The sequence below is a fragment of the Enterobacter sp. BIDMC 30 genome (assembly GCF_000534355.1).
Lineage (GTDB): Bacteria > Pseudomonadota > Gammaproteobacteria > Enterobacterales > Enterobacteriaceae > Enterobacter > Enterobacter ludwigii.
Map to the genome: position 1 here is coordinate 3,426,316 of NZ_KI973169.1, position 13,017 is coordinate 3,439,332.

Here is a 13,017-nt window from a genome sequence, read left to right on the forward strand (position 1 = left end):
CAAACCCGCAACCTCAGGCTAAGATGGTTATTTGCAGTCTGCTGACGCGCCTTCTTTCACCCATACATCGCTGTTACCTGGTTTATCACCACGGGTCCACCATTTCGCACGGTAGACATACCCCTGGTAGGTGGTCGTATCGCCACCGTTGTAAACCACATCTGAACGCCAGTTCATCTTCACCTGGCTGACCAGCTCCCACGCATCCGCGTCAAAGCCAGGTTTATTGCCCTGTGTCCAGTACTTCGCTTTCCACACCAGGTTGTCGGCGCTCACGGTGTCACCACTGTTGTAGATTTTGCTCGCACTCCAGGCCGGGTACTGGCTGGCATTGGCATCAACAGGTGCATCACAGCTGCCGGTGGCAGAGCCTTCATCAGAAGGTGGCGTGACCTCATCGGCAGGTGGTGTCACCTCGTCAGATGGCGGCGTGACCTCATCGGCTGGTGGTGTCACCTCGTCAGATGGCGGCGTGACCTCATCGGCTGCTTTTGGCGTGACAATAACCTGCACGTTCGATTGAACGCTGGTTTTACCGTCGCTGACCACCACGCTCAGGGTGTAGGTGGAATCGGATGCGACAGCCGGTGCGGTGATATTCACGTTCGCGGTGTCAGTTCCGGTTGCGTTCATGTCCGCCGGCACGCTCCAGGCATAGGTCAGCGCGTCACCATCCGGATCGGCTGCCTGCGCATGCAGGGCATAGGTTTCACCCGCCTGCAGCGTGATGCTTTCCATCGGGTTGACCACCGGTGCCTGGTTCGCTTTAGGTGCTTTGTTCACGACCTGAACATCAATGGCGTTCGTCAGGCCTTTCGCATCTTTCACCGTCAGGCGGAAGGAGAGCGTCTGGTTCTGAGTCACTGCCGCCGCGCCGAAGGAGGCTTTGGCTTTCGTGCTGTTGGTAAGGGTCACGGCTGGACCGGAAATCTGGGTCCACTTATAGGTAATGGCGTCGCCGTCCGGATCGCCAGACGCAGAGCCATCAAGGGTGACGGTAACAGGCCCGGTCACGGTCTGATCGGCAGCCGCAGCGATCGGCGCATGGTTGGTGACAACGGGATCAACCGGCGTTGAACCGCCGCCCAACAGGCTTTCGTTCATCGCATTAAGGATGTCGCCATTGTCCGAGTCGATGGACCAGGAGAACAGACCGCCCAGGTTTTTCGCCAGCACATACTTACCTTTTGCCGTGGTAGAACGCGCGTCTTCATAGGTAATCAGATCGCCGGTGGCTTTATTGAACAGATACGGCGCTTCTGCCGCGGCATCGTATTTGTATTCCCAGCCTGGCTTGCCTTTGTACTCGTTCGCAATCTGACGGTAGTCAACCACGCCCGGTTCCCAGGTGCCTTTGACCGCGCCCGTTGCCGTACCGGTGAACGGATTGTCGCCGGTGTAGCCATGAACGCCGGTCCAGCCGCGACCGTACATGCCCGCCCCCACAACAATCTTGCCCGGCTGCACGCCCTGTTCCAGCAGCGCGTTCACGCCGTTTTCAGTGGTGTAGTTGGTGTCCGGTTTCCACTCCGCGCCGTGCAGCGCCGCCTGGTGGCCGAGATCAGTGTTGCTCCAGCCGCCGTAGAAGTCGTAGCTCATCAGGAAGATGTGGTCGAGGTACTGCTGCGCCGTGGTGTAATCCACGTCTTCAATTTTGTCTTTACCGGAACCAATGGCGGTGGTCAGTTCGTACGTACGGCCCGTTTCTGCTGACAGCTCGTTCAGCATCGCGCGCAGATCGTGCATCACCGCGGTATAGGTGGCTTTGTCCTGAGCAGGGTTGCCAAGATTTTCCGACACGCCACCCCCCCCCGGGAATTCCCAGTCAATATCGACCCCGTCGAAGAATTTCCAGGTTTTCAGGAACTCTTTCACGGAAGAGACGAAGCGCGCGCGGATCGCGGAATCATGCATCTGGAAGAACGGATCGGACATCGTCCAGCCGCCAATGGAAGGCAGCACTTTCAGATCCGGATGGGCTTTTTTCAGCGCCATCAACTGACCAAAGTTACCTTTGTAGGGGTCGTCCCAGTTGGTCACGCCGGCCTGCGGTTTTTGCAATGCCGCCCACGGATCGTGAATGGCCACGGTGTAATCCTGACGGCCCGCACAGGCGCGCTGCAGCGCGGCGAAGCTGTTGCCGTTCTCAACCGTTTTTAATCCGTCGTTGATGCCATCACCGCCACAGATCGGAATGAAACCGTACAAAATGTGGTTCAGGTTCGCCGCAGGGATTTTATCCACCGGGAACTCACGCCCATAGACGCCCCACTCAGGGAAATAGGCACCCACCACTTTGTCCGTATGTTGAGAGAAAGTTTTGTTATTTTCCTTCAGGGTGGTGTTCAGCGGCAGCAGATGGCTTCCGTCCGTGTCCGCCACGATGATCAGTTTGCTGGCACTTTTAGAACACCCGCTGGCGTTACAGAGTTCAACCTGCTCCTGATAGCGTCCGCCCTTTTTCACTTTGAAGGTGGCTGACCCGGAGGCGCTTGCGGCGCCACTCCACACGGCCTGACCATCCAGAAGCACTTTTGCCGAGGTTGGCGCATCGCCGCTCCAGACGTTCCACTCAACTTTCACATCCGCGCCATCATGGACTTTCACAAGGCTGTTATAGTCTTGCGCTGCCTGGTCAACTTCAACAATCGCAAACTTATCATTGCCACTGCTGAGGGTTGGCGTACCTGGCGCCGCCGCGAAGGCAGAGCTGGACGCCGCTGCAACGAAAAGCGCCAGATATTTAGGCTTCATAAATTTCATTTTTATTTCCTGATAAATTTATTTGTAAACGTTAATGACCCATGTCTTCCTTTAAAACATGGAATAGTTTTTTACAGACTTTGAATTTCAACTTAAGCAATAATCGTTAACCGCTATTTCTGTGGCGCGCTGTATTCCTCCATTAAAAGATACAAGCTCGAATTCTGTGAAGCTTATGTCTTTAACGATACGCTGAATAAATACTGTATTCCTTTCATTCCCCAATCGAAAAAATCACTAAAAAAACTTGACCGGTGTATTCAGAATGTGGAACAGGCAACCTGATAAACAAAAACCGTCATGCCGGCAAAAGCTAAATAAGGACCGAAAGAAATAATGCGGTTATTTTTATTCGCATGTCTTGTCGCGAAATATCCGACAATACCGCTTAACGCGGCAATCAATTCCAGGGTGGGCAGTGCCTGCCAGCCGCACCAGGCGCCTAACGCCGCCAGAAGTTTAAAATCGCCATAGCCTAATCCTTCTCGTCCGGTAAGCAGACGAAATGCCCAGTAGAGAGACCAGAGCGAAAGGTAGCCAGCCACCGCCCCCACCAGCGCATCCTTAAGCGGCAGCGTGTGGTCAACGAGGTGTAACAACAGTCCTGCCCACAGCAACGGCTGGGTCAGACAGTCAGGGAGCAACTGATGCTGCCAGTCAATCATCGCCAGCGGCAGCAGAAACGCGGCCAGCAACCACAGTGAGAACAACGCCGGTTCGCCCGGAATGCACAAGGCGGTGAGGCCAAAAAAGAGCGCGGTGACGAGTTCGAGCATCAATAAGCGCAGCGGGATGGCCGTGCCGCACTGCCTGCAGCGCCCGCGCAATCCTAGCCAGCTGACCAGCGGGATATTCTCCCAGGCCGCAAGATCATGCTGGCACACCGGGCAGTGAGAGGCCGGAAACAGCAAGTTGCCCGCGCCTTCCTCCTCCATCACCATGCCCGGCACGCGCTCGGCGACAACGCCCAGAAAACTGCCCACCATGCTGCCCAGGATCGCACTCATCACCGGGAACCCCACCGGGTAGATTTCCCGCATCAGCGCAACGGTGTTCATGCGGTTTTGCGCCAGGTGAGCTGCACTTCTGCTTTCACATCACTGAGGTGATCGACCGGTGTAAGGTTCATTTTTTGCAGCCTGACGCCGGAGGTCTGGTTGATTTCCCGCAGCCAGTTTTTTAATTCATACACGTTTACGCGGTTCACCACGAACGATAAGGTTTGCCCGTCCTGACGCACCTCCGTCAGGGAAAGGTTAATTTCATGAGCGCTGTTCTCCACCACCGTGCGCGGGTTATCCGTTTTAATGATCATCACCGGAAGGTGGTGTTTATCTATTTCTCTGCGCATCCAGTTCAGCGTCTCTTTTTGTCGGGTCAGCGTTGATTTGCTATTTTGAATCATATTATCCAGTGGCATCATGCCCGCGTAATAAACAGCCGCGGCCAGGAGGGCAACGGCACCGGTTTTTAAAATATATTTCTCCCGGATGCTGTATTGTTGATAACGCGACGTAAGCTTCGTGATTCGCTCTTTCATTTATATTTCCCTGCGATCATGGCGGTATAAGGTGCAGTGGTAGAAACAGGCTGTAGGGTGAAATCAAAATGCTCCCCTGTTTTCTCCACAAACGACTGCAGTGCGGCCTGGCTTTGCGCACTGACGCTCAGGGTCAGCGCATTTTGTTGCGCATCGTACTCAAGCAGGGAGATCTCAAGTGCGGGTACGGCCTGCCTGGCTTGCTCAAGATCATCCAGCTGCAGGAATACCCCTTTGTGCTGCTTTTTCATGTTTTGACCAAAGTGGTATTTGATATTGGTCTGCTGGCGCATGCTGGGAAAATGGTGCTGATAAACCTGAACGATCTCCTGCTGAACCCGATTTTCCTGTTGTACCAGCATCCAGGCCATCGCGATCCGCGGACCCAGCAACAGCCCGAGAGACAGCAGGCCCGCCGCCGCCATCGCGATTTTTATTCCTTTAGACGCGCTGCCTTTCCCTGCCTTCGGGCTGAATTCACCGTGCAGGAGGGTGACCCGACAGGATTGCCACTGGGGCTGGATCAACACCAGCGGATGCTGCCACGGGTGCAGAAGATCCACCCCAACACCGGCTGGCGGTTCGCCGTAACAGCACACGTCACCGTCTGGTTTTTTTTGCATCAGCAGCGGCAGCAGGCTGGCCTCCATTTCGCTGGCGACATGGGGCGACAGGCGCAGCCAGTAGCGGTCATCCAGGGCAACCAGCGTGCTTCCTCCTGCCGTCACCGGCAGCAGCCAGGCATCCGGCAGCACCTGAATCACCTTCAAACCGGCCTCCTGGCAACGGGCTAACCACCCGCGCAGAAGATCGGTATCAATCGCCACCGCGTCAACGTCGGCCCCCTTTTTGTGAAGCACCGTCCAGTGAAGGTTATCCACCTCGCCAATGAGCGTCTCTTCCGCCAGCCACGAGAACGCCGCCGTCTGAGAGGCAACTTTTTTCGGCAACGTAAAATGGCGGAAGATCATGTTGCCCGCGGGCAACAGTAAACAGACCCGGGCCGCGAGAGGATGGTCTGCCAGCGCGTCAAGGCGCTCCACAACGTCAACCTGCTGGCTGCCGGAAGCACACCACATTATTTTCCCGCCCTCACGGCTGTCGGGACGAACAAAAAGTACCTGTTTCATAGCCATCTGCTTTTCTTATTCAATCATTCGGTAACGACGTTGCCACGTCACGATCTCACCGGCTTCGTTATTGACCTGAAGCTGGCTTACCACGCGAAGCGTTAGCGCATCGGTGTTGCCGGTATAGTTAACGCGGAAGTACCGGCTTTGGGTGGAGAGTTGTCCAGCCACCTGCGGAAGGTCGTCTTTCACCTGCGGGAAGGCCTGCTCCAGCGCGTTGCTGAAGGTTTCCATATTTTCCCAGCCGGTTTCAGGTCGCGATTCAATCAGGCGAACGGCATCGTCTTGCGTTATTTTTCCGGGGAACATGGCGGCCAGTAAGGCGGCCTGTTCCGGTTTCAGGGTGTTCACATCCACCTTGCTGGCGGTATCCGGTAAGGCACACAGCAGCGTGCTCACCTTCCGGTATGCCGTTGCCGGAAATGCCGGCAGCAGCGTGATCTCAGCGATCGTGCGCATCATCTGGTTTGCGGGCTGCCGGGGGGGCACCACGCCCGCCCAGGCATCGCCCTCCGCCCCCTTGCTGGCCGTGGTGGTATCGCCATCCAGATAGTCCACCAGCTGCGAGTAAACCTCGTGCGCCGTGGACTGGCTGAGGCCACTCCCGGTCAGGAGTTGCTCAACAATCTGCTCTTTCCGCGGTTTTTCCGGCACCGCGGGCGCATTTTGCCCCTGCGCGATGTCATCGGCCGCCAGCAGGTTATTCACGTTGAAGCAGTCCTGGGCGTCTTCCACCTGACTGACCACCGTGTAATCGTCACCCCGGGTCTCCAGCGGCTGATGCCAGTCACCCTGCAGGGTAAGGGCTTTACTCTCACCGCTGGCGTCGCTCTGCAGACGATCTTTGACCACCTTCTCCTGAGCCTGCATGGCCCAGCGCAGCTGCTGCTGACTCACCTGGTAATGGGTTTTCTGCAGATTGCGGCAGAACTGCTGGCTGATTCTGGCAGCCAGCGCCGACATCATGACCAGCAGGATCAGTACCACCAGCAGCGCGACGCCTTTCTGTTTACGTAAAGCCTTCATGATGTCGCTTCCGCTGCAGGTGGCGCGGCAGGTGCGTCTGCGGGCGCTGGCGCGGCGGCCTCGGGGATATCGCCCGGCGTCGTAAACACCCAGCGCCAGGTTTCCCCGTTTTCCATCGTCAGCGTCAGCTCGACGCCATCCGGCAGATGTGCCGGGTCGTTCCAGCTTTTTTGCCAGCCCTGACGGTAAAAACGCCACTGCAGGGATTTCACCTCGCCGACAATCGGCACCGCATCGGGTCTGGCATCCGCCGGGCTGTCAATCACCGGCCAGACATCCCGGTACAGTCGCCCCTCTTCCAGCCGCCAGCGCACGCGCTCCAGCTGTACGGTTCCGCTCACGCCGTTCAGCGTGGTCAGCTCAAGGCCGTCATCCCCCTGACGAAATGTATCCGGCTCGTTGCGCGGCGCACGCGCCTGAAGCTGATAGAAATCGCGCTCCATCAGGCTCCAGGCACGCTGCAGCTGATTGAGCTTTGCCGCGCTGGCCTCCGTCGCCGAACTGGTGCGCATCGCCCCGTCGAGGATTTGCCAGGCCAGGGTGCTGATCACCGCAAAAATGGTCAGCGCAATCATGATCTCCAGCAGGGTAAATCCCCGCTGGCGTCGGATTTTCTTCACGGTTCCTCTCCCGGCGCGATGACCTGCAGTGAAATAACCGGCTGGCTTTCATCGCCTTCGGCATAGACGCGGATGGCATTCGCCCAGCCGTTAGCCGCGGTTTTTACGCGCTGCTTTCGCCAGGCCCAGCTGCGCCCGCCCATGACCTCTGCCCCCTGCGCTTCAGCGTCAGGAAAATCACGTCTGTTGAGCTGCGCCTCCGCCAGTTGATTTTCGGCGACCCAGCTGGCCTGCAATGTATCGGCCAGCCCGTGGGTGAAACGCACGTTCAGGGAGACCGAGTTCATCAGCGCCAGTGCGGCGGTGGAGAAGATGACCAGCGCGACCATCACCTCCAGCAGCGTCATCCCCTTTTGCTTTCTCTTGCCGTTAGCCATCGTTTTCTACCGTTACAGGGGCCGCGCCTTGCGACACCACGCGGAAATGGTGCGCGTTGTCGCGGTTTTGCAGCGCCAGCGTAAAGCGGCTGATTTCACCGTCTGGCAGAAATAACACCTGCGGTTCGGATGTCACCGTGGCGGCGAGACGCTGCGGCGTGAGCGAGACGTGCATCTCCGGCGGGAAATCACCCCGGGTCGTTATCCGCCCCGCGGATAACGACACCCAGTGACGCTCACCGTTTTTATCCTCGAGCGTCACCAGCCGGTATTTATCCGCGGTCATAACCAACCCCACGATATTTCCGTCCATCACTGCCCGGTCTGAACCATAATCAACGAGGGCTTTTAATTGCTGACCAAATATATCCGCACCGCTGCGTGAGGGTATTGTTGAAACCACCATCATGGCGCAACTGGCAAATATCACCAGCGCCAGAATAATTTCCAGCAACGTAAAGCCGCGTTGACGTTTCATTATTTCTCTTTCTTATCCAGAGACCAGTTTGTAATATCATCGGCGGTATTGGCTTCGCCATCCGGACCTGCGGAGAAAACGTCTACGGCACCGTGTTCACCCGGGCTGACCAGAATATAATCCCCGCCCCACGGGTCCTGCGGCAGGCGGCGGATATAACCGTCCGCACGGTAGCCGTTGGGAATGGGCGCAATCTCTGGCTTCGTGACCAGCGCCTGCAAGCCCTGCTCGGTGGTGGGATAGCGGTGATTATCCAGCTTATACATATCCAGCGAGCCTTCGAGCGCGACGATATCGCTGGTCGCTTTTTGGGTATCCGCTTTTTCTTTATTACCCATTAAATTGGGTACCACCATACTCGCGAGTACGCCGAGAATAACAATAACCACCATTAATTCGAGCAAGGTGAAGCCCGCCTGGCGAGCCAGGTGTTTACGTTTTATAGCCATGATTTAACCTACCATATTATTAAGTTGCAGAAGCGGTTGTAATATTGACAGGACGATGAATAAAACAATCGTCGCCATAGATACCACCAGTGCCGGTTCAAATACCGACAGCGTTAACGTAATACGATGCTGTAATGCCGATTCCTGGTTTTCCGCCGCGCGGTCCATTAAATGGCCTAATTCCCCACTCTCTTCCCCGGAGGCAATCATATACAGCATGGTCGGCGGGAATAATTTCGCCTGCTCCAGAGCCGCATAAAGCGATGCACCCTGGCGCACGGTATCCGCCGCCTGCTCCAGCACCTGTCGGGCATACCGGTTTTCGATCCCGTCCATCGCGATATACATCCCCTCCAGCAACGGCACGCTACTGGCCTGCAAAATGCTCAGGGTACGGATATAGCGGGCGCTGTTGATGGCGCAGACCAGCTTTTTGACGGGCGAACCGTTCACCAGCCAGCCGTGCCAGCGAAAACGATTTTTAGCGTTTCGAAGCCAGGCCTTAAAACCCATCATCCCGCCTGCCAGACTGCCGACGATATAGAGGCCGTAAACCTGCAGGAAATCACTCACCGCGATCAGCGTGCGGGTGGTGATCGGCAGCTGCTGTTTCATATGGGTGAACTGCTCAATCACCTGGGGCACAACCGCCACCAGCAAAATGCCGATCACCGCGATGGCCACCACGGTCAGGGTGATCGGGTAGACCATCGCCTGCGTCAGTTTGCTTTTCATCTTCTGACGCTGCTCGTTGTACTCGGCCAGCTTTTCCAGCACGTCGCCCAGATGGCCGGTCTTTTCACCGGCCATTACCAGCGTGCAGTAGAGCTTGTCGAAGCTGCGCGGAAACTGGCTGAAAGCGTCAAACAGCGTATGCCCTTCCACTACCTTCTCGCGGATGTCCACCACCATCGCCGCGAGCTTTTTATCCTCCGTCTGTTTCGCGATTGCCTTCAGCGCGCTCTCCAGCGGCAGCGCAGCGTTGACGAGCGTCGACAGCTGACGGGTAAACATCGAAAGCACCGGCGTGGAGAGTTTTGCCCCGGCGTTCGCATTACCGGCAGCCGCAACCTCACGGGTTTCGTTGATACTGACGGGCATCAGCTTTTGCTCGCGCAACATCTGGCGAACCTGCTTTTGCCCCTCAGCCTGCAACGTGCCACGCCGGGTTTTGCCCGCGGTATCCCTCGCCGTCCAGGCGTAGTAGGCCATTACGCATCTCCTCCGCGCTCGGCGGTGACGCGCATCACCTCTTCCAGCGAAGTGACGCCGCCGATCACCTTCAGCAGCCCGTTCTCACGCAGGCTGTAGGCCTGCTTAAAGAGCTCGGTTTCGATGGCCATTTCGTCTTTATCTTCATGAATGGCGCGGCGCAGGGTGCTGTCGACCACCAGAAACTCATGAATACCGGCGCGCCCCTGATAGCCGCTCTGGCGGCAGTGTTCGCACCCCACCGCGCGATAGATCGCGTGTGGCGGCTGGTCCATAAAGCTGAACAGCGCCTTTTCATTGTCATCCAGCGGACTGGTGGTACGGCAGTGCGGACACAGCCGACGCACCAGACGCTGGGCAATGACCCCCAGTAACGATGAACCGATTAAAAATGACTCCAGCCCCATATCCCGCAGGCGGGTTATCGCCCCGGCGGCGCTGTTGGTGTGCAGCGTAGACATGACCAGGTGACCGGTGAGCGACGCCTGCACTGCAATTTGTGCCGTCTCGGCGTCACGGATTTCGCCGATCATCACCACGTCCGGGTCCTGGCGCAGAATCGCGCGCAGCCCGCGGGCAAAGGTCATGTCCACGCGCGGGTTAACCTGCGTCTGCCCCACCCCTTCCAGCTCGTATTCAATAGGATCTTCTACGGTCAGGATGTTGCGCTCATGGCCGTTCAGCGCCGAAAGAATCGCGTACAGGGTGGTACTTTTACCGGAACCCGTTGGCCCGGTGACCAGGATAATGCCGTGCGGGCGGTCAATCAGCCCTTGTAACTTCTCCCGTTCTTCATCAATCAGCCCAAGCTTGTTGATATCAGGCTTGAGATTGCTTTTATCGAGCAGACGCATGACCACGCGTTCACCATACTGGGACGGAATGGTCGATACGCGCACGTCGACCGCCTTACGGCCAATGCGCAGTGAAATACGGCCATCCTGCGGCAGACGTTTCTCCGCGATATCCAGCCGGGACATCACCTTGATACGCGAAACCAGCAGCGGCGCGAGCTTACGCGCGGGCTGCAACACCGGACGCAGCACGCCGTCGACGCGAAAGCGAATGCTCAGCGTACGCTCGTAGGTTTCAATATGAATATCCGACGCGCCCTCTTTTACCGCCTCGCCGAGAATGGCGTTGATCAGGCGGATCACCGGCGAGTTTTCATCGTTATCGAGCAGATCTTCGTTGTCCGGGATCTCCTCGGTTAACGCCATCAGATCGATATCGGCGTCCATATCGTCCACCAGTTGCTGGGACACCCCGCTGCTCTGCTGCCAGATCCTGGCCAGCATTTCATCGAAGGCTTCCGCCGTCAGGGTGACCGGGACAAACGCGCGTCCCAGCACCCGACGCACTTCCAGCAGCGCGAGTGCCGGGGTGTCATCACGGATATAGACCGCATCGTGATAAAATAAAACGCCGTTATCTTTTGCGTAGCCGCTGCTACACAGGGTTTTGCTCAGTTCGTCCACGTGATACCTCCGCCTTACTCTTTAAACGGATTGCGGGACGTGCTGGTTTTCACCGATGCAGCACTCGCATCAGGGAACGCGGGTAACACGGCGTTATCCGCCGGTTCAATGATCCCGAGCTTTTTCTCCTCAACGCGCTGCTGCTGACGGGCGCGGATCTGGTCATATTTCTCTTTCGACGCCGCGCTGTAGTTGTCGTCGTCACGCAGCACGGTGGTATGAATAAAGACCATCAGGTTGCGTTTGGACGCGTCCTGCGAGGTGTAGCGGAAAAGCTGCCCGACCAGCGGAATATCCCCCAGCAGCGGCACTTTGGAGACCGACTGCTTAGTGACATTCTCCATCAGGCCGCCGAGCACCACCGTTTGCCCGCTGTGCACCATCACTTCGTTATTGATGGTTCGGGTATTAAAGGTTGGGCCAAGGCTGGCGTCTTCCGTTGCGCTGTTGTCGACGCTTGAGACTTCCTGCTCAATCTTCAGGTGGATCATGTCGCCGTCGTTGATTTGCGGCACAATTTTCAGTTTGGTCCCCACCGTCTTGCGCTCTACGGAGTTAAAGACATTATCGCCACTGGTGGTCTGCGAACCGGAAAGCACCGGCACGTCCTGACCGACATTAAATGACGCCTCTTTGTTATCCAGCGTGACCACGCTTGGCGTGGAAAGGATGTCGTTTTTGCCGTCGGTTGAAAGCGCGGTCATCAGCGCACCGAAATCACCGTTAAAGAAGCCGGTCGCTAGGCCAGTAAAGCTGGCGCCCTTGATGGTGCCATTTTTTATCTGACTAATGGGCAGGCCGGTGGAGCCGAACTGGACGCCACCGTGCTTGCCAGTCCACTGCACGCCGAGATCCAGACCGTTGCCGTCCTGCACTTCAGCAATGATGGCTTCCACCAGCACCTGCGGACGGCGGATGTCGAGCTTGTCGATCACCTTCTCAAGGGAGTTCATCACGTTAGGCTGCGCTGTGATCACCAGCGAGTTGGTTGACTCATCGGCGGTAATATTCAGATCGGTTGCCGCGGTGGCGGTTTTCGTCTTCGCGGTGCCGGCTTTGTCTTTCAGCTGTTCGCCAATACCGGTGAGCACCGGAACCACTTTGGTTGCGCTGGCGTACTTGAGATAGAAGACGCGGGTATTCCCCTCGTTGTTCTGCTCGCGATCTAACTCATGGATCAGGCTGCGGGTACGCGTGCGCGCATCTTCCGAACCGCTGATCACCAGGCTGTTGGTTTCGTCATCCGCCACCACTTTGGTGGCCAACTGCGGCGCGTTCTGCCCTTTCTGCTCTTCATTGTTGAGATTATTCAACATGTCGGAGAGCGCTTTGGCGGAAGCAAAGCGCAGGGGGACGATTTCGCGACGCTGAATACCGTCTTTATCCACGCGCTGGACCAGATCCACCAGCCGGTTCACCACGGACGCTTTACCTGTTAACAGCAGCACGTTGGAAGGCTCGAAGTGCACCACGTTGCCGATGCCGGTAGCATCGTTCAGTTGACGCAACAGCGGCGCGAGTTCACGCACCGGCACGTTTTCCATGCGCACGACACGGGTAATAATCTCATCGCCTTTGCCCGGGTTTGTGCTGTCTGCCAGCGGCGCACCGGCGGTACGAGCCACGCTTGAGCGCACCACTTTAACCATACCGTTATCCATCGGGATCACCGAGAGACCGTAGAGATCCAGCACACTCAGGAAGAACTGGTAATACTCATCCTCCGTCAGCACGTTGTAGGTTCTGACGGATACGGAACCCTGAACCGACGGGTCGACGAGAATGGTTTTGTTAAGGTTACGGCCTACCGTATCGATAAACTCGCGGATATCGGTATTTTTAAAACTCGCGCTAAAGTTGGCTGCGAGCAGCGAACCCGAATATAACGACAATGCGGTCAGCGCCACGCACGCCCATGGAAATTTCTTCATGTCTGTACACTTA

12 protein-coding genes are annotated in these 13,017 nt (G+C 57.0%); all 12 read right to left on the bottom strand.

Annotation, left to right across the window (positions count from 1 at the left end; genetic code table 11):
• Nucleotides 1-27 precede the first annotated feature (27 nt).
• Nucleotides 28-2,763 (bottom strand): glycosyl hydrolase family 18 protein, encoded by a 2,736-nt coding sequence (locus L466_RS06265; RefSeq protein WP_032681347.1) that lies wholly within the window; start codon nt 2,761-2,763, stop codon nt 28-30.
• A 260-nt stretch (nt 2,764-3,023) separates the two neighbouring features.
• Complete coding sequence (locus L466_RS06260) at nt 3,024-3,821, bottom strand: prepilin peptidase (RefSeq protein WP_032681349.1); 798 nt, start codon at nt 3,819-3,821, stop codon at nt 3,024-3,026.
• The gene (gene gspM / locus L466_RS06255; RefSeq protein WP_020884851.1) at nt 3,818-4,303 is read right to left on the bottom strand and encodes a type II secretion system protein GspM; all 486 of its coding nucleotides are present in this window, start codon (nt 4,301-4,303) and stop codon (nt 3,818-3,820) included. The genes L466_RS06260 and gspM overlap by 4 nt, the downstream gene beginning before the upstream one ends.
• Nucleotides 4,300-5,433: a type II secretion system protein GspL gene (gene gspL / locus L466_RS06250; protein WP_032682035.1), complete on the bottom strand. Its 1,134-nt coding sequence runs from the start codon at nt 5,431-5,433 to the stop codon at nt 4,300-4,302. Before gspL ends, gspM begins: the two co-directional genes overlap by 4 nt.
• Before the next feature lie 15 nt (nt 5,434-5,448).
• Complete coding sequence (gene gspK / locus L466_RS06245) at nt 5,449-6,459, bottom strand: type II secretion system minor pseudopilin GspK (protein WP_032681350.1); 1,011 nt, start codon at nt 6,457-6,459, stop codon at nt 5,449-5,451.
• Nucleotides 6,456-7,079 (bottom strand): type II secretion system minor pseudopilin GspJ, encoded by a 624-nt coding sequence (gene gspJ / locus L466_RS06240; protein WP_020884854.1) that lies wholly within the window; start codon nt 7,077-7,079, stop codon nt 6,456-6,458. Before gspJ ends, gspK begins: the two co-directional genes overlap by 4 nt.
• A complete protein-coding gene (gene gspI / locus L466_RS06235) occupies nt 7,076-7,456 on the bottom strand; it encodes a type II secretion system minor pseudopilin GspI (RefSeq protein WP_014169336.1) in 381 nt (126 codons plus the stop codon). The genes gspJ and gspI overlap by 4 nt, the downstream gene beginning before the upstream one ends.
• Nucleotides 7,449-7,934 (bottom strand): type II secretion system minor pseudopilin GspH, encoded by a 486-nt coding sequence (gene gspH, locus L466_RS06230; RefSeq protein WP_032681351.1) that lies wholly within the window; start codon nt 7,932-7,934, stop codon nt 7,449-7,451. The genes gspI and gspH overlap by 8 nt, the downstream gene beginning before the upstream one ends.
• Nucleotides 7,934-8,383, bottom strand: a complete 450-nt coding sequence (gene gspG, locus L466_RS06225) for a type II secretion system major pseudopilin GspG (protein WP_014169334.1) — start codon at nt 8,381-8,383, stop codon at nt 7,934-7,936. The genes gspH and gspG overlap by 1 nt, the downstream gene beginning before the upstream one ends.
• Before the next feature lie 3 nt (nt 8,384-8,386).
• Entirely contained in the window at nt 8,387-9,595 is a 1,209-nt protein-coding gene (gspF, locus tag L466_RS06220) for a type II secretion system inner membrane protein GspF (protein WP_032681352.1), read from the bottom strand.
• Entirely contained in the window at nt 9,595-11,073 is a 1,479-nt protein-coding gene (gene gspE / locus L466_RS06215; RefSeq protein WP_032681353.1) for a type II secretion system ATPase GspE, read from the bottom strand. Before gspE ends, gspF begins: the two co-directional genes overlap by 1 nt.
• Nucleotides 11,074-11,087: 14 nt before the next feature.
• Nucleotides 11,088-13,004 carry a type II secretion system secretin GspD gene (gene gspD / locus L466_RS06210; RefSeq protein ID WP_032681354.1) on the bottom strand — a complete coding sequence of 639 codons (1,917 nt, stop codon included), beginning with the start codon at nt 13,002-13,004 and terminating at the stop codon, nt 11,088-11,090.
• Nucleotides 13,005-13,017 lie beyond the last annotated feature (13 nt).